This is a genomic window from Microcoleus sp. PH2017_24_DOB_U_A (assembly GCF_020738205.1).
Taxonomy (GTDB): Bacteria; Cyanobacteriota; Cyanobacteriia; order Cyanobacteriales; family Microcoleaceae; genus Microcoleus.
In genome coordinates, this window is the sequence record NZ_JAEQCT010000047.1 from 40,720 (window position 1) to 59,256 (window position 18,537).

At 45.3% G+C, this 18,537-nt stretch carries 13 protein-coding genes; 5 read left to right on the forward strand and 8 right to left on the reverse strand.

Translation table 11 applies throughout. The annotated features are described in order from the left end of the window. Positions 1-9: 9 nt before the first annotated feature. Positions 10-1,176 (reverse strand): AAA family ATPase, encoded by a 1,167-nt coding sequence (locus JGK07_RS14145; RefSeq protein WP_293242131.1) that lies wholly within the window; start codon positions 1,174-1,176, stop codon positions 10-12. Between the two features lie 47 nt (positions 1,177-1,223). Here JGK07_RS14145 and JGK07_RS14150 point away from each other — a divergent pair, with 47 nt between their 5' ends. Continuing rightward, positions 1,224-2,084: a M20/M25/M40 family metallo-hydrolase gene (locus tag JGK07_RS14150; protein ID WP_293242133.1), complete on the forward strand. Its 861-nt coding sequence runs from the start codon at positions 1,224-1,226 to the stop codon at positions 2,082-2,084. A gap of 70 nt (positions 2,085-2,154) precedes the next feature. Next, positions 2,155-6,102 carry a hydantoinase B/oxoprolinase family protein gene (locus tag JGK07_RS14155; RefSeq protein ID WP_293242135.1) on the forward strand — a complete coding sequence of 1,316 codons (3,948 nt, stop codon included), beginning with the start codon at positions 2,155-2,157 and terminating at the stop codon, positions 6,100-6,102. Between the two features lie 155 nt (positions 6,103-6,257). On the opposite strand, the gene JGK07_RS14160 is transcribed toward JGK07_RS14155, so the two are convergent. The 3 genes from JGK07_RS14160 to JGK07_RS14170 form a co-directional block, all read right to left on the reverse strand. Then, complete coding sequence (locus JGK07_RS14160) at positions 6,258-6,869, reverse strand: HEAT repeat domain-containing protein (RefSeq protein ID WP_293177573.1); 612 nt, start codon at positions 6,867-6,869, stop codon at positions 6,258-6,260. Next, complete coding sequence (gene rpsH, locus JGK07_RS14165; RefSeq protein ID WP_293190039.1) at positions 6,853-7,782, reverse strand: 30S ribosomal protein S8; 930 nt, start codon at positions 7,780-7,782, stop codon at positions 6,853-6,855. Before rpsH ends, JGK07_RS14160 begins: the two co-directional genes overlap by 17 nt. Positions 7,783-7,919: 137 nt before the next feature. Then, positions 7,920-8,642 carry a DUF5131 family protein gene (locus JGK07_RS14170; RefSeq protein WP_293177567.1) on the reverse strand — a complete coding sequence of 241 codons (723 nt, stop codon included), beginning with the start codon at positions 8,640-8,642 and terminating at the stop codon, positions 7,920-7,922. 223 nt (positions 8,643-8,865) lie between these two features. On the opposite strand from JGK07_RS14170, the gene JGK07_RS14175 reads away from it, so the two are divergent. Both JGK07_RS14175 and JGK07_RS14180 read left to right on the forward strand, forming a co-directional pair. Next, positions 8,866-9,513, forward strand: a complete 648-nt coding sequence (locus JGK07_RS14175) for a sigma-70 family RNA polymerase sigma factor (RefSeq protein WP_293177564.1) — start codon at positions 8,866-8,868, stop codon at positions 9,511-9,513. Between the two features lie 233 nt (positions 9,514-9,746). After that, on the forward strand, positions 9,747-10,067 hold the full coding sequence (locus tag JGK07_RS14180; protein WP_293157012.1) for a 2Fe-2S iron-sulfur cluster-binding protein: 321 nt from the start codon (positions 9,747-9,749) through the stop codon (positions 10,065-10,067). 250 nt (positions 10,068-10,317) lie between these two features. Here JGK07_RS14180 and treS read toward each other — a convergent pair whose 3' ends face one another. Then, positions 10,318-13,695: a maltose alpha-D-glucosyltransferase gene (treS, locus tag JGK07_RS14185; RefSeq protein ID WP_363319173.1), complete on the reverse strand. Its 3,378-nt coding sequence runs from the start codon at positions 13,693-13,695 to the stop codon at positions 10,318-10,320. Positions 13,696-14,166: 471 nt separating this feature from the next. Between treS and JGK07_RS14190 the strand changes: the two genes are divergently transcribed. Next, complete coding sequence (locus JGK07_RS14190) at positions 14,167-14,394, forward strand: hypothetical protein (protein ID WP_293177558.1); 228 nt, start codon at positions 14,167-14,169, stop codon at positions 14,392-14,394. A gap of 171 nt (positions 14,395-14,565) precedes the next feature. On the opposite strand, the gene JGK07_RS14195 is transcribed toward JGK07_RS14190, so the two are convergent. The 3 genes from JGK07_RS14195 to JGK07_RS14205 form a co-directional block, all read right to left on the reverse strand. After that, the gene (locus JGK07_RS14195; protein WP_293177555.1) at positions 14,566-14,937 is read right to left on the reverse strand and encodes a DUF5615 family PIN-like protein; all 372 of its coding nucleotides are present in this window, start codon (positions 14,935-14,937) and stop codon (positions 14,566-14,568) included. Next, positions 14,934-15,164, reverse strand: a complete 231-nt coding sequence (locus JGK07_RS14200) for a DUF433 domain-containing protein (protein WP_293177552.1) — start codon at positions 15,162-15,164, stop codon at positions 14,934-14,936. The genes JGK07_RS14195 and JGK07_RS14200 overlap by 4 nt, the downstream gene beginning before the upstream one ends. An 81-nt stretch (positions 15,165-15,245) precedes the next feature. Beyond that, positions 15,246-18,167, reverse strand: coding sequence for an AAA family ATPase (locus JGK07_RS14205; RefSeq protein ID WP_293177549.1), 2,922 nt, complete (start codon positions 18,165-18,167; stop codon positions 15,246-15,248). Between the last annotated feature and the right edge of the window lie 370 nt (positions 18,168-18,537).

The following is an 18,537-nucleotide window of genomic DNA, read 5'->3' on the forward strand; positions in this document are numbered from 1 at the left end:
TTAATCATATTAAAAATTTTCAGGAAGTCCGCCGATATAGCCCCTCAAAAATGCCTCTGATAAATCTACAGGTTCTTGTCCATCCAAAGGTTCCGGGTTGAGAATACGTCTAGCTTTAGTATAACCTAATTGGTTGCGGGAAATCACAAACAACCGCTGTTCATCATCATCTAAATCTAAGCCGTCCAAAACAGCGGGGTTATGAGTTGTCAAGATGACTTGTTTATCGTTATTTTTTGCTAGTTCGACTAATTCTTCGATTAACCGGCGGCATAATCGAGGATTTAGAGAAGCGTCAATGTTGTCAATTGCAAAAAATTTAGGTGTGATATCGCTTATGAACAAGGTAAAGTAAAACAGTAAAAACAAAAAGCCTTCATTCGAGCTTCTTTGGTCGAAATAACTTAAATCTGTATCTAAGTATCTATCTGTAATTTGGAGAGAAGTTTGCATCGCTGATAGATTGTGAGGAATTTCAAAATCTTTAAACCAATCTATCAATTGCAGCTTGTCTTTGATTTGATTAAGTTTATCTGGGTTATCTGCATTCAAGATATTTATAAGTTTAAACAAACCTTGACCATTAATGCCTAATGGTTGAATTTGCCCTTCTTTTTCAAAGGTTCGTAAAGCTGGGTTTTCAGGGGAGTAAACAATAAACTTATTTAGATAATATAATTCAATAAATGAGTCTACATCCTTGTTGAATATTGATAATTCTTGTTCCGTTAGTTGAGTTGCTCCTTTTAAAATTGATAAAAGTTTGTCTTGTCCCCCGTATTGCTCAACAAAAAATTTAAGAGCATTCTCTGTAGATATTTCAGAATTACCAAAAAATTTTTTACTAATCCACTGAGAATAGGGAGAATTATCATTTTGTAAAATACAACTAAATTGTTCTTTATCATTCTGTCTTAATTCAATGCTGATATCTTTAGTAAGATTATCTTTTTCAAAAGCCGATCGCATAAATCGAGGTTCTGTCACCCGAATCCCCCGTGCAGCAAGAAACTCGTTATCCAGTTTATCATTAGCAGCCGCCGAAGCCAGGGCGATGGCTTCCAAAATATTGCTCTTACCGCAGCCATTTTCGCCAATCAGTACGGTGACTCGTCCTAATTCCAGCTTCAGCTTTTGAATAGACTTGTAATTTTTGATTCTGACTTCTTTAATCATAATTAAATCCCCTATAATCTGAATGTACTCATTGTATCTCGGATGTCATGGATCTAAAAGAACGCCTGCACAGCCACCTAATTCAAATTGTACGCGATCGCAATCCTTACTTGGCATCCGCAGGGCACTTCTATGTGCAGCAATACATTCGCGAACAGTTGGGACAGTGGGGCACTGTAGAAATTGACGATTTTGCGGTGCGCGGGCGAATTCATCACAATTTTATCTTGGATTTACCCCCCCTCAATCCCCCCCTTGCTAAGGGGGGGAAGCAAGAAAATTTGCCGATTGTAATAGGCGCTCATTATGATACTGTGCCGGGGACGCCTGGGGCTGATGATAATGCTACGGGTGTTGCTGTGTTGCTGGAACTCGCAAGGGCGATCGCACTTCAACCGCTAAAATATCCAGTACAGTTAGTTGCGTTCGATATGGAAGAATCTGGTTTTTGGGGAAGCAGGCATTATGCAGCTAAATGCAAGCAACAGCAACAGTCAATTCGGTTGATGATTTCTTTGGAAATGTTGGGTTATTGCGATCGCACTCCGAACTCCCAAAGCTATCCGGCGGGACTAAAATATTTTTATCCGAATATTGGCAACTTTATTGCTTTAATTGGGAACTTGCGGACTGTTCGCGATATGATTACTTTGAGCAGAAATATCCGCAAAGTCGGTCAGGATTGCGAGTGGTTGCCGGTGCCGAATCGAGGTTTGATTGTGCCGGATATTCGCCGCAGCGATCATTCTCCTTTTTGGGATAATGGTTATCCGGCGATTATGGTGACGGATACGGCTAATATGCGGAATCCGCACTATCATCAACCGAGTGATAAGATTGAGACTTTGGATTTGGATTTTTTGGCTGGTGTTTGTGGGGGCTTGGTTGAGGCTATTCGATATCTATAATTTTATTTTAATGAACTGCGAAGACGCGAAAAACGCGAAGGAATAAAGAAAGAAGATGATAGAAAAAGATATGAATGTTGATTTTCCCGATCGCACTTGCTGGCAATTTTGGATCGATCGCGGTGGTACTTTTACCGATATAGTAGCCCAAAAGCCCGACGGTAGGTTAGTTATTCACAAGCTGCTGTCGGAAAATCCCGATCGCTACACCGACGCAGCAGTGCAAGGAATTCGCGATATTTTGGGGATTGGGGCGGGGGAATCGATACCAGCGGCCCAGATTTCAGCGATTAAAATGGGGACGACGGTGGCGACAAATGCTTTACTGGAACGTAAGGGCGATCGCACTATTCTGCTAATTACTAAAGGTTTCGGCGATGCGCTGAGAATTGGCTATCAAAATCGCCCGAATATTTTCGCCCGCCACATTGTGCTGCCCGAGATGTTGTACGATCGCGTTATTGAGGTTGCAGAACGTTACAGCGCCCGAGGTGAAGAGTTAATTGCTGTCAATCCTGAGTTTATCCCGGCTTTGCAGCAAGCCTACGATGACGGAATTCGCAGTTGTGCGATCGTCTTTATGCACGGCTACCGCTATTCGGAACACGAAAAACAAGTTGCTCAAATAGCCAGAGAAGTTGGTTTCACTCAAATATCAGTATCTCACGAAGTCAGCCCTTTAATGAAATTAGTTTCGCGGGGAGATACTGCGGTTGTAGATGCTTATTTATCTCCGATTTTACGCCGATATGTCGAACAAATAACCAGTGAGTTAATTGAGGTAGATCCTCGGAATGAGGGATTATCAATGCCCAATTCCCAATGCCCAATTCCCAATGCCCAATTCCCCCAATTAATGTTTATGCAGTCAAACGGCGGCTTAGTTGATTCCGCCCAATTTCAAGGAAAAAATAGTATTTTATCAGGCCCGGCTGGGGGAATTGTCGGTGCAGTTCAAACGAGTAAAAAGGCTGGTTTCGATAAAATTATTACCTTTGATATGGGCGGAACTTCGACAGATGTTGCCCATTTTAACGGCGAATACGAACGCGAATTTGAGACTGAAATTGCAGGGGTGAGATTGCGATCGCCCGTGATGGCAATTCACACTGTAGCAGCCGGTGGCGGTTCGATCGTGTTTTTTGACGGCGCGCGCTACCGCGTCGGGCCGGAGTCTGCGGGCGCAAATCCAGGCCCTGCTTGCTATCGGAAGGGCGGCCCTTTGACGGTGACTGATTGTAATGTGATGTTGGGGAAAATTCAGCCTGATTTTTTCCCGAAAGTGTTTGGATTGACGGGAGATTTGCCGATCGCCTCTGACGTAGTTAAGCAAAAATTCGTGCAGTTAGCGGGGGAAATTGGGGGCGAGAGGACACCGGAACAGGTGGCGGAGGGGTTTTTGGCGATCGCGGTGGAAAAGATGGCTAATGCGGTCAAAAAAATCTCGCTTCAGCGCGGTTACGACGTTTCCGAGTATACCTTGTGCTGTTTTGGCGGTGCGGGCGGCCAACACGCTTGTGCGATCGCCGATAGTTTGGGCATGAAACGGGTGTTTATTCATCCCTACGCGGGGGTATTATCCGCCTACGGTATGGGTTTGGCTGATGTGCGGGCTATGCGCGAAAGGGCGATCGAGCAATTATTAACTGCTGAATTAATTGCGGATTTGCATGATATTTTAGCGCAATTGGAGGCGGAGGGAAAAGGGGAATTGAACCGCAGAGGCGCAGAGGGCGCAGAGGGAGAGAAAGAGGTTTTGGTTGTGAGGAAGCTGCATCTTAAATATCAGGGAAGCGATTCGGTTTTGATGGTGAATTTTGCTGGGAGTGTTGAGGAGATGCAGGCTGATTTTGAAGCAGCACACCGACAGCGTTACAGTTTTATTATGCCGGAAAAATCGCTAATTGTAGAAGCAGTTTCTGTAGAAGTTGTAGAAACAATGGATGTACTGGATAATTCTACAACTTCCCCATCTTGTGGCACAGGCATCTTGCCTGTGGCTGATAATTATACAACTTCCCCATCTTGTGGCACAGGCATCTTGCCTGTGGCTGATAATTATACAAATCCCCCATCTTGTGGCACAGGCATCTTGCCTGTGGCTGATAATTATACAACTTCCCCATCTTGTGGCACAGGCATCTTGCCTGTGGCTGAAGCATCAACAAATCCCCCATCTTGTGGCACAGGCATCTTGCCTGTGGCTGAAGCATCAACAACTTCCCCATCTTGTGGCACAGGCATCTTGCCTGTACAAATGTATGTTGCTGCTGAATGGCGGGAAACGCCTGTTTATCAGAGAGACGATTTGCGATCGGGCGACTGCATTACGGGCCCGGCGATGATTGTCGAAGCAACTGGAACTAATATCATAGAACCGGGTTGGGAAGGCGAAATTACCGAAAACAATGACTTAATTTTGAACCGCAGATCCACACAGATGAATGCAGTTAAAACCCATTCATCGGCGGTTAAATCAGATCCAGTTTTGCTAGAAATTTTTAATAACTTGTTTCGCGCGATCGCCGAACAAATGGGCGTGACTTTACAAAATACAAGTTCCTCAGTCAACATCAAAGAGCGCCTCGACTTTTCCTGTGCAATCTTCGATGCAAACGGGCAATTAGTTGCCAACGCGCCGCACATTCCCGTGCATCTCGGTTCCATGAGCGAAAGTGTTTCAGCTTTAATCCTAGCACAAAGTCATACTATTAAACCGGGCGATGTTTATGTTTCTAACAATCCCTACAATGGCGGCACGCACTTACCAGATATCACCCTAATTACTCCAGTATTTAATCGTGATTCCTCGCTTCCTTTGTTTTATGTTGCTTCGCGGGGACACCACGCCGACATCGGCGGCATCACTCCCGGTTCCATGCCTCCCAATAGTAAAATAGTCACTGAAGAAGGCGTATTGTTTGACAATTTTCAGCTAGTCAGCGAGGGTAAATTCCGAGAAACAGAATTACTACAAATTCTGACAGCCGGGGATTTTCCGGTTCGCAATGTCGCACAAAATATCGCCGATTTGCAAGCCCAAATTGCCGCCAACAATCGCGGTTTAGCAGAACTTGTCAAGATGGTAGAACATTACGGCTTGGAAACAGTACAAGCTTATATGGGTTTTGTGCAAGATAATGCTGAAGAATCTGTGCGGCGCGTAATTGAGGTTTTGACTGACGGCGAGTTTACTTATCCGATGGATAGCGGCGGACAAATTAAAGTAGCTATTACAATTAACAAGTCTGCGCGCAGTGCAAAAATAGATTTTACTGGCACTTCTTCCCAACAATTCAACAATTTTAATGCTCCCGCTGCGGTGTGTAAAGCGGCTGTGTTGTATGTTTTCCGCACCTTGGTAGATGACGATATCCCTCTGAATGCTGGCTGTTTGAAGCCTCTCGAAATCATCAATCCCGCTGGCTGTATGCTGAATCCGCGTTATCCGGCGGCGGTGGTGGCGGGAAATGTGGAAACTTCGCAGAATATTACGGATGCTTTGTATTGTGCGCTGGGTGCGATCGCATCTTCTCAGGGCACCATGAATAATTTCACATTTGGCGATCGACGCTATCAATATTATGAAACAATTTGCGGCGGTTCGGGTGCTGGTGCAAATTTCGACGGCACAGATGCGGTGCAAACTCACATGACTAATTCGCGTTTAACCGATCCAGAGGTGTTGGAATGGCGGTTTCCGGTGTTGTTGGAAAGTTTTGCAATCCGGGCTAATAGCGGGGGAAATGGAAATCATCGCGGCGGTAATGGAGTGGTGCGGCGAGTGCGATTTCTGGAAGCGATGACTGCGGGAATTCTCTCCGGGCGGCGGGTGATTTCTCCCTGCGGTTTGCATGGAGGTGAAGCGGGGAAAGTTGGGCGAAATTATGTTGAAAGATTTGATGGAAATGTGGAGGAATTGGGGAGTACGGCGAGTGTCGAAATGCGATCGGGGGATGTGTTTGTAATTGAAACTCCTGGCGGCGGAGGTTATGGTTTTCCTAGCTATCGCGGTTAATAGCCTTCATCGGATCGAGGGTGATAAGCTGTTAGTCATTTAAATTTATTGCCTCAACGCCTTACAGTATGGGGTCTGGCACACAAATAGTGCAGTTTGAATGTCGAACAGCTTAACTCCTGCGAACGGTATACAAAAAGTGCGATATCTTAATATTATTCAGCTTCTATCCAACCCTTAATTGTTTCAATAGGAACGCTGACTAGCGGATGATTGAAGATTGCTTTCAATGCTTCAATGCCACCTGCTTTTAAAGCACTTCGCAACCGCTGTTTAAGAGTGGAATTTTCCTTTATTTCATGCTGAATAGCTACAGCTACAGCGGATTCAGTCATAGTTGGATTAGTCTGAGCTATTTGATTCAACAATTGCTGAATTTCTGCTGCTGCATCAACTAAATTCTGAGGTGGATTATTGATGAAGTCACCTTCAACATTCCCCGCAGCACCTGTGACGGGGGCGTTAAAGTTCATTTGTACTTTGCGCTCTGACATAGTGTTAATGGCTTGATTTAGTACATTAAAAATTATAGCATTTCTGTAAATCTCTCCAAGGGCGGCAACAGCACTAGCCCGAACACTTGGATCGCTATCTTCCAATGCAGCTTGATATAGAGTAGCGATCGCCTCTTTGCTGTCAGCACCCATTTTAGCCAAAGCTTCAGCAGCGTTAATGCGAACAAGAGAAGACGGATCGTTTTGCAAAATATGACATATCAACTCAATTGTCCTGGTTTTTGACTCGGTGAACTCATTTTGTTCGCTCACTGTAGAATTCTCCCAATGACAATACAGCTTTAGCACGAACAGCAGGATCTTGACTTTCCAAATCTTGCAGTAAGGGAACTATCTCTTTTGGAAATTCCTGGTTGAGCCAGTCGAATTGACGATCGGTAATTTTGTTGTTGCTGCTGTTGTTCCCTTTAGAATTGAGGTGCAGGAGTAAATGTTTGTTCTTTGCGTCGGCTACTAACTCGAAGTTAGCGATTAATCCTTGACTCTTTATTATTTGTACGAGGTGGATAGTTGCCTCTGTTGCTGGAACTACGACGGTTAAATTCCCTGCTAGGTTAGCTTCCCGAATGCAGGCGATTGTCTGGGCGATCGCATCTTCATAATTTGCGCTTGTCTCGTATGTTGTGCTTGGCGGATTGAATGATGTATAGCTACCAAAATTTCCGCAGGTTATTTCCTGATTTTCGATATATCTTGCCAATGAGATATTTCGATCGTTAATATCTATGACACAATTTTCTGTTTCATTGTCACTCTCGATGAATTTGGATAATTCTGCAATTACTTCTTTGAGACCCTTTATATCATTTGTAGTAAAGACAGCTTTTTCACCAGAATTCATAGATACTTCCAGTCCATATTTTTTGAGCCAAATATTTGGCATTGCGTATAATGCTGTGACCATCAATAAAAATCCCAGACCTTTTATATCTGTAAAAGCCAAAACCAAGCCGATAAAAAACAAAACAAATATCCCGGTAGTTACTAAGGGATTTATAATATCAACTCCAGTTATTTTAAATCCACTAACGTTACAAAATTGATATACAACATCTCCAAATTTGACTATTTTCTTGGTAATATATATGGTCGTCAACTTAGAATATATCGTTCTAGAGCTAACTGGAGTATTCGCTTTGCCTCGCACTGCATTACTTATCAGCATACTTTTAACCTTCAAAGTAACTTACTAAATATTAATTAATAGTGCTAATTTCACACGATGAACTAACAAATAAGTTGATAAATCATTAATCTGTATGTAAGCTCTCCTATTATATCACAAATCGAATCTGTTGTTATTTATGCACTAGATTGATGTTTATCCCATCCTTCCGGCATCTCGTCCCAAATTTTCTCATGCAGAAGTCTCCCAGAAGCCTTAGGTGTTCTACCTCCCCATTGCTTGAAGAAAAATGCGACTTCAGCATCCTCGCACTGCTGCTTAATATTCTCAACCCACTCTGCTTGGATGGGACGGTGTTTTACCCCAGATTCTCCGCCAACAATCACCCAATTAATGCCTGTTAAATCTAGTTCTAAATTACCTAAAAGTGGTTCGCATGATAGAAATCTGACTTTAGCGGGTACTTGTCGCAAACAGTCAATCCTGTTAACGTAGTTTTGATTTTCAACAGAAACTCCCATCCAAATATTATCATGCCAGTCTAATTTGTCAGCTATTTCTCGAAGGCGTTCGTGTCTTTTGGTCAGAATTTGATATATATGCCAGGGAGTTTCACGCATTACCTCAAAAACTTCTTTGAGAAAATCTATTGGCACTTCTTCATGAAATAAATCGCTCATCGAGTTCACGAAAATACGGCTCGGTTTTCGCCAGCGTTTTGGTTCTTCCAAGCGATTCCTATGGAGTGTTAAATCAAAGCCGTTAGGAAAATTAGTGTGAAACCTTTTTGTTAATGCTTCTGCATAACAATGGGTGCAGCCGGGACTGACTTTATCGCAGCCAGTTGTTGGATTCCATGTGCGATCGCACCACTCGATACCAGTATTAATGCTAGACATACAAACACTTGACCCTTGAAACAACTAATTATCTTTTTAGATGCGCTGGATACATAGAATTTATATGTATCAATTTAGATGAATGCAGCATCACCTACAACTCCATTATATAATTAAAATTGACTTAAGTATCAACACTTTTTAAGCAGTTGCATTAAATGTAGATCGTAGTGTAGAATCGGGCTGCAACAGCATTGATACCCAAAACCTTTACAGAACAATTGTGCAAGCACCAGTTTTTTCCGAACTCAACCACCCTGTGGTCAAATCCCTGTTCCATCACAGCGATCAGGAATTATTGACCCTGTTTCAAAACCATCCCGATCAGGGCCGCTTCTTCACGGCGATTTTTTGCCGCTACGCTCAAATTGTACACTCCCTGATCCGCCATTCCGTGCGATCGCCCGTACAAGGCGATTACCTCTTCGCCCACACCTGGCAGCACATCTATCACGAGCTCCGAGGCCTCGATTTGCGCCGCGAAACCCAAGATCCTGATGGCGACAATCTCAGTCTCCAAAACTGGCTGATTAATGTCACCGCTGTCTGCATCAATCAAGCCGAATTACCCCCAGTTGAGTCTATTCACTACTCTTTGCAATCCGCTTCGCCTCCCCTGTGGTGTTACGTCAGACAAGCCTTAGAATTGTTGGCGCCACTGCCACGTTTAGTCGTGTTGATGGCCCAGACTTTCCGCTGGAGCGAAACTCGAATTGCAGCTTATTTGCAAGCAGAAGGTGAAGCTATTTCGCCCGCTCAAGTTAGGGCTTTGCTGCAAAAAGGATATCAAACTTTAGAGTCAAATTTGCCGCAGGATATTCGCGCTATTTATCTGGATGAAAATCTCGATTATCAACAAGCACTTGTCTAGCAGCCGAGAATTCCGCTAATATCAATTATTCTTCAGTCCCCCTCTGCTGCGGACTTTGTTTGACAAGAAGAGGTTTCAATCGCCGATATCAAGAAGCTAACATCAATTATTCTTTAGTCCGCGGAGGCGGACTTCGTTTGTGTAGACGCGGTTTCAACCGCCGAGTCTCGATTGTATTTGACAAAAATCGGTTTCAACCGCACTAATAGTCGGAAATAATATCAGAGGTGAAAATGGCAGTTTATCAAGTTCGGCTGGTGAATGAGGAGCGATCGCTCGATCGCACGATCGCAGTACCGGACGACCAGTATATCCTAGATATGGCAGAAGATGCCGGCATCCGCTTGCCGAATGGATGCAAGCAAGGAGAGTGTTCTGCTTGCGTTGCCAAACTGCTTAGCGGTGAAATCGACCAAAGCGAACAAAAGTTTTTGAAGCCCTCAGAATTGCAAGCTGGCTACGCTGTTACCTGTGTCGCTTACCCGCTTTCTGACTGCACTTTGTTAACTCATCAAGAAAAAGTTTTATATGAAGCAGCTCTCTATTTTAAGTAATGCCAGATGCGTATTATATATTGTCAGAGTCTCGCTAGCGATTCCACAAAGGTGTGCATATTATAGTGCTGTCCCGATCGCGAGCTGTCAAATTCCGTGACATCATAATTATATTATAGTGCTGTCTCGCTCGCGATGACAGCTCGCGAGCGAGACAGCACTAAATTCAGAGAATTATTATTCGTATACCAGCAGAAACGAGTTAATGCCAGGTGCGCCACAAGCACCCTACTCACTACTTAAAAATCAACTACGGCTTGCCATTAAATTTCAACAATTCCAGAATCCGCTTCAGCGGAATTTCCGCCCAATCCAAGCGGTAATTGAGTTCGTAGGCCAGCTCAGCAACCCCTTTTTCCAAAATGTAAGCATCCAGCAAAACTTGTAGTTCTGGTATAGATTTTGGCAAGAAACTGGCATCGGCTGCTGTTACCAAATAGCTGTTAAGAAAAGTGAGGCTGACCCAGCGGTGCCAAACATTCGCCCACTGCTGCATCTCCGGAAGATTTTCAGGGCGGATCATACCGCTTTCAACTTCATTTCGCAGTGCCAAAGTAACAGCATAATTGAAAGATTGTAGCATTCCCGCCACATCTCGCAGGGGCGATCTTTTCATCCGCCGCTCGCTTAACGGTCGATTCCGTTCTCCTCCGAAATCAATAATTACGAAGTCTTTACCTGTATAAAGAACTTGTCCGAAATGGAAGTCCCCGTGACAGCGAATTCGATCCGCCGTGATTCTCAAGTTCAAAATAGACTTGAAACGTTCCATCAGCAACTCTTCCCGGTTTAGGAGATTTTGTGCTAGTTTATGCGCTTCTGGCGGCAGTTTTGACAGCCGCTTTTTCAGCAGCAGCAAAGTTCTTCCTGCCATATTTCTCATGTGTTGGTAGATGGAACGCTGGTAAAATGAGGTGAAGTTTTCTGGAGCAAAAGCGGGATTTTCGGTGTCTGAAGCTAAAGCGAGGTGAAGTTCCGCTGTCCGCTGACCTAAAAGTTCGGCTGATGCTAAGTAAGAGCCGATTAGTTCGCGAGCTAAGGCCGGAATTTCTAGGGATAAATCGGCTACTAGAGAGTTTGGTTGCCGCATTTGTGCGGTCAAAGCGCTGGGTAAATAGTTTTCGGGATCTGTCGATAAATTATCGCCTAAATGCTTGGCTTCTACTGTCATTACTTGCTCGAAATAGTCGCGCAGCGTGTCTAATGTATAAGACCAAGCGTCCCTGCTGTCGGGGATTAGTTTTTGCAGTATTCCGACTGTAATTACTTGTTTTTCGGCTGTGTGATATTCCAAGGCTCCGGCAATTGGAGCGTAGTGTTGGATCGGGTTGCGATCGGTTAAAAACCGCCCGATTTCTAATTCGGGGTTGATTCCTTCTTCGACTTTTCGCAATATTTTTAGGACGTAGCGATCGCCGTAAGCTGCGGATGTATTGCTTTGTTCTTTTTTGAACAGGTGAGGTTCGAGCTGCGATAAATCTTGGTCTGAGTTGAATGCAATGTCGGCAATTCCCACCAGTTGACCTGCTGTACCTTTGTAACTGCGAGAATTGCCGATCGCCCCCAGCAGCGCGCTCAGCAGGCCTTTGTCCCCAGCAGCATCAAATAGCACCCCGGCTTCGTTGCTTTCAGGGAAGTGCAGGCGTGCGATCGCGCGATCGTCCGCATCGCCTTTCATCTCTTCCCAACCTACGGGCAAAACGTAAGTTTCCGGCATACCTTCTGTATAATTCAACAGCACAAACAGAATGTAAACTGTAGATTCTTCTCCCGCACCATTGTGACATTCTACAGGAATAATTTCACTAATTTCCAACGATTGAATCGTCCTATCTGCACCGATGAACCAGCGATTGCTGCGTAAATAGTTTGGCAAAAGAGAGAGTAGCATCTCGCTTAATTGACTTGTTACAAAAGCGGTTTTCCAATTGCCGATTACCGCCAAACTAGGCAAGTTTGTCTTAAAACCGTGCAGCGAAAATTCTTCGGGTTTAGGAGTAAGAGTAAACCAGTAAAATGTGTGAGGACTCAAACTCAAAAAGTAAGGTGATTCGCCAACAGGTGGAAACTCAGCGCGACCGAAAATCTCCACCGGCACAGCACCTTTAAACGGAGAAAGGTCTAATTCTGCCGTCTGCACGAAGCGCGACAAATTAGCGACTACGAGGATGTGTTCGTCTTGATAAGTGCGAACAAAAGCTAAAACTTTGCGGTTTTCTGGGTACAGAAACTCGCAAGTGCCGCGGCCGAATGCTTGGAAGCGCTGGCGCACAGCAATCAAGCGTTTCATCCACCACCAGAGTGAACTTGGATTCGCCCGCTGCGCTTCCACGTTCACAGATTCGTAGTGATATTCAGGGTCAACGATTGGTGGCGCGTACAGCCGCTGCGGGTTAGCGCGGCTGAAACCGGCATTGCGATCGCTACTCCACTGCATCGGAGTTCTCACCCCGTTGCGATCGCCCAAATAGATATTATCACCCATCCCAATCTCATCGCCGTAGTAAAGCACCGGCGTACCAGGAAGAGACAGCAGCAAAGCATTCATCAACTCAATGCGGCGGCGGTTATTTCCCATCAGCGGAGCCAAGCGGCGGCGGATACCCAAATTAATTCTCGCCTGAGTATCTTGAGCGTAAACCCGATACATATAATCTCGGTCTTCATCGCTCACCATTTCCAGCGTCAATTCATCATGATTCCGCAAAAACAATGCCCACTGACAATTATTAGGAATCTGCGGAGTTTGCTGGAGAATATCGCTAATTGGGAAGCTATCTTCCATGTGCAAAGCCATAAATAAACGCGGCATCAGCGGGAAATGAAAATTCATGTGACATTCATCGCCACCCGAGTAATATTCAACCGCATCCTCCGGCCACTGATTCGCCTCAGCAAGCAGCATCCGGTTCGGGAATTTCTCATCTACGTGCTGCCGCAAATGCTTGAGAAATACGTGAGTTTCTGGCAGGTTTTCGCAGTTAGTACCTTCCCGCTCGTACAGATAAGGCACGGCATCCATTCGCAGTCCATCTACTCCCAGTTCCAACCAAAAGTCTACCACATCTAAGATGGCTTGGCGGACGGCGGGATTGTCGTAATTTAAATCTGGTTGGTGAGAATAAAAACGGTGCCAGTAATAAGCTTTTGCTACCGCATCCCAAGCCCAATTAGAAGTTTCAAAATCTTGAAAAATAATCCGAGCATCTTGATATTTTTCCGGCGTATCGCTCCACACATAAAAATCTCTTTCGTTACTGCCTTTCGGGGCGCGCCGCGCTCGCTGAAACCATGCGTGCTGGTCGGAAGTGTGGTTGACAATTAACTCAATAATAACTCGAATTCCGCGCTGGTGCGCTGCTTCTAAAAGCTCTTTAAAGTCGTCTAACGTGCCGTAAATCGGGTTGACGGTGGTATAGTGAGATGTATCGTAGCCGTCGTCTCGGAGTGGCGAGGGAAAAAATGGCAGTACCCAAATTGCTGTTACTCCCAAGTTTTGCAGGTAATCTAGTTTTTCTGTGAGTCCCCGAAAGTCGCCGATGCCGTCTGCATTGCTGTCTGCAAAAGCGCGAATTGGTACTTCGTAAATGATGGCGTCTTTGAACCACAAGGGATCGTTATTTAACATTGAGTTTGGCATAATTTTTATGGGAGAATGGTAATTTGGATTTGGTAATTTGGATTTGGTAATTTGGATTTGTTAGTGAAAAATCCAAACTGATAAATCATAACGCATAATTCTATCGCGATTCGTCATGCCAGTGGTAGAGTTTTAATCGTAATTTATGAACGCAAAACTTATAAGTTCTTAACTAAAAAAATTAAACAATCTTATTTGTTATTGCGGATACAGTTCATGATTCGGATCTCGATCGCCGTATTACAGACCCGTGCTTGGCGGTGCACGCCCTACATACTTATATATAAATCCTTTCCCCGTGTCCCCTCTCCCCCTCGAACCCTCTCCGGCGGCCGTCGGAGTGACGGTTTTTACTACCTACCGGACGGTTTGCACGACACTACACTGCCTTGACGCTGTTTGTAAATTTTTGTTACATTTGTTTACATAAAGCAACAAAAGTTTAAGGAAATAGCAAAAATGACTATTGTAATCGCTCTTTTGGTCGTCGGTTGGGTCGCAGCATCTTTAATTGGCACTCAAGCATATTTCCTGGGCGAACAGTCCAAGCCCATTCACGATCGCAATTGGAGCAATGAATCTTTTGAACAACTGGCAAAATCGATGACTGGAACAGAAATTGATTACACTGTTCGCGTTCCCGCCTACAGCATGGATGCTTACACCAGTCGCACGATGGCTAATTAGTAATATTAAGCAGCAGGCTTGACTATTTTGAATAACAGGCTTTCTGGCCTGTTCCACAAGCAGATTTATTTTTGTGGAACAGGCCAGAAAGCCTGTTTTTAATTTTTGAATAACAGGCTTTCTGGCCTGTTCCACAAGCAGATTTATTTTTGTAGAACAGGCCATAAATAATTATCGAAGTGTAATCGGCAAAATTCTCACCCTAGAGCGCGTTTCATCCACAGAAATGAACGCCCCCGACTCAATTTGTGGCTCAAATTGATGTAACACTTCCACAATCAAACTCTCTATATTAGCAGGCAGCACGTCTTGAATACGCACTTGAATGACACTGGGAGCATCAGCTTGGGTTGCGGCCAGCAGTGCGCCAAAATCTAAATCATGAGTGAATACGGCATAGTCATTTACTCGCGCCCATTCCATAATAACGCGATCTGTGGCACGAGGATCGCCGACTGTAGACCAATGAAGAGACTCTATTCCGTATTTAGTAAATACGACAGTCCACTCAGGTGACAGGTTCATATCAATCAAAATTTTCACGCTATTTTGAGAGGAATTTCTACTTCTTCAACTCGCCACGCTGCATAGGCAAGCGCTTCATATATATCTGCTTCTTCCAGGTAGGGATAAGCCTGCAAAATGCCTGACGGTGAGTGTCCCGATGCCATCAGTCCGACTATCGTGCCAACAGTGACTCGCAAGCCGCGAATGCAGGGTTTTCCTCCCATTACTTCTGGATTCAGAGTGATTCTAGTTAGTTGTTTCATGATTTTAAACTACCAGGCTTTCTGGGAAACAAGAAGATTTCTTTTTTGTGGAACAGGCCGGAAAGCCTGTTCCTAACACAACTACAAACTGTTACCTACCAACGCGGGGAGAGAGTCTTTTTTACGAAACTGCAAATGGTTATTTACGCAGTCGATCGCAATTGTATCGCCTTCAACAAACGCATTTTCGAGAATCTTGTTAGCTAGCGGGTTTTCCAACTCCCGCTGGATAGCGCGTTTCAGGGGACGAGCGCCATAAACTGGGTCGTAACCGACATCTGTGATATGGTTTTTTGCAGCATCGGACAGTTCCAAGGTGATTTTCTGTTCCGCCAACAGCCGCTCGATCCGCTTGACTTGAATGGTGACGATTTGCCGCAGTTCCGTCTTGCTCAAAGTGTGGAACAAAATTGTCTCGTCCACCCGCTGAAGAAACTCCGGCCGGAAGTGCGATCGCAAAGCAGTCATCACCCGTTTTAACATTTGTTCGTACTCTTGGTCTGTCTCCCGTTCTTGAGTCGGTAAATCTTCACTTTCACTATTGTCTTTTTCACTCTTGTCTGAGATATCGACTCGCTGGGCAGATACCTCGACAGTGCCATCATCAGCAACTTTATAATCAGTCTTGGGAATTGACACCTCCTTCGGTTCCTGCTTCCTAGCAGCAGGTTTTTTGGTAGTTTTTCCCTTCTTAGCAAACACTTCTAAAATGTGGTCGCTGCCGATATTGCTTGTCATCACAATGACGGTATTCTTAAAGTCAACCACTCGACCTTGAGAATCGGTAATTCTGCCGTCATCCAACACTTGCAGCAAAATGTTAAAAATATCAGGGTGCGCCTTTTCCACTTCGTCAAATAGCACCACCGAATAAGGGCGTCTCCGCACTGCTTCCGAAAGTTGTCCCCCTTCATCGTAACCGACGTATCCGGGGGGAGCTCCTACCAACCGGGAGACATTTTGCTTCTCCATATATTCCGACATATCGATGCGGATAATCGCATCATCGCTGTCAAACAAAAACTCCGCCAACGCCCGCGCTAACTCGGTTTTACCGACGCCTGTGGGGCCCATGAACAAGAAAGAGCCGATCGGTCTACCGGGATCTTTCATCCCCGCCCGCGCCCGCCGAATCGCCGCAGCAACCGCCGTTACAGCCTCTTCTTGACCGATAACTTTCTTGTGCAAATGGCTTTCCAATTGCAGCAATTTTTGGCGTTCCGATTCTAACAACCGATTGACCGGAATTCCCGTCCATTTAGCAACAATTTCCGCAATATCGCCCTCAGTAACTTTTTCCCGCAGCAGGGAAGAACCTTGAGCTTGTTGTTTCAAAAGTTCGGCTTCCTTGGCTTCGCGATCGCGCACCGCAGTCTCCAATTTACCGTACTTCAACTGCGCCGCTTTATTCAAATCGTAAGCTCTTTCTGCTTGTTCGATTTGGACTCGCAACTGGTCTTCTTCTGCTTTCAATTTATTGATTGCATCCAACAACTGCTTTTCGCCCAACCACTGAGAAGACAGTTTTTCCTGCTTGACTTTTAAAATGTCAATCTCCGATGTGATGCGTTCGATGCGGGGGCCGATTCCCGGGGATAGAGCGCCTTTACCCTCACCTTCGATCGACAATTTTTCCATTTCCAACTGCATCACCCGGCGGTCAATCCCTTCCAATTCCACGGGTTTGGAGGTAATCTCCATTTTCAAATGGGCGGCCGCTTCGTCTACAAGGTCGATCGCCTTATCCGGCAAAAAGCGATCGGAAATATAGCGAAAAGACAGAGTAGCAGCAGCAACCAGCGCCGAATCGGTAATTTTTACCCCGTGGTGGCGTTCGTAACGGTCTTTCAATCCGCGTAAAATTGAAACAGTATCTTCCACAGTCGGTTCCCCGACAAATACTTGTTGAAAGCGGCGTTCCAGTGCCGGATCTTTTTCAATATTTTTGCGGAATTCATCGAGAGTTGTAGCGCCGATACAGCGCAATTCACCTCTGGCTAACATTGGTTTCAACAAATTTCCGGCATCCATTCCCGAACCGGAACTTCCGCCGCCGCCAGTGCCAACAACCGTGTGCAATTCATCAATAAATAGGACAATTTGCCCGTCGGAATCGATAACTTCTCGCAGCACAGAACGCAATCGTTCTTCAAATTCGCCCCGGAATTTTGCCCCAGCAATTAAACTGCCCATATCGAGGCTGAATAGTTGGCGATTTTTCAAAGATTCCGGTACATCGCCGTTGACAATGCGCTGGGCTAAACCTTCGGCGATCGCAGTTTTTCCGACTCCGGGATCGCCAATTAACACTGGATTGTTTTTCTGACGGCGGGAAAGAACTTGCACGACGCGGCGGATTTCCTCGTCGCGGCCGATTACTGGGTCGAGTTTGCCTGCTTTTGCCGCTTCTGTCAAATCGCGCCCGTATTTAGTGAGGGCGTCGGAGTTGGCGTCAGAATTTTGGTTTTGACTTTGACTTTGACTTTGGGTTTGCTTTTGATCTTTGACTTTGGTAGTAGCACGAATTGATTTGATTGCTTCTTCGAGTTTCGCGCGATCGATCGTACCGGGGGCCGGTTTGCGATCGTATCCGGGGCGGCCCGGCGGCCCGTCGCCCTTAGTCAGCAATCGCCTACCAACTCGTTCATCTTCTAGCAAGCCTATTAATAAATGTTCAACGGCGATAAAATTATCTTGCCAAGCCTGTCTGGCAGACTCAGCAGCATCTAACATCACTTCTAAGCCGCGGCCGAGGTATAGTTGGTCAGCGTTGGCAACTCTCGGCTGTCGTTTGGCAAAAGCATCTAACTGTTGCGCCAAGCGGGGGACATCGACTCCGGCCTTGCTGAGAATGCTGTTTGCTAGGGCTTGCTGTTCTAGAATGGCGATCGCTAAATGTTCAACCTCTAGCTGCTGATTGGCAAAGCGGCGGGCTACATCCTGGGATTTGACTATGGCTTCCCAGGCTTGATCTGTAAATTTGCTAGGGTCTGTTGGCTGCACGTTGGTTCCTCGCAATCAAGGGGATTCCTGTTGTTATCCGTTCATACATGGTCTCACAACTATCTTAATCTTGAAACACGATTGTTAATCTATGAGTGCGGTTAACGAGCGCCGAAGTTGCAACACAATTGACTGCTTGTACAAGCTTACAGTCCGCAATCCACCGCAAAAATTTGTGTGGTACGACCGGATCGGGCGATCGAACTTATGAAAATATACAGGTTCTCCATTGCCTACAATACTGTACAGACACGGCACTGCCGCCTCATAATTATGTCTTGGTTCGATCGTTCGGACTTTAGTCCGCATCAATTTCTGCGGACTAAAGTCCGAACGATCAAACCTCTTTATTGCTCTACTAAAAATTTTA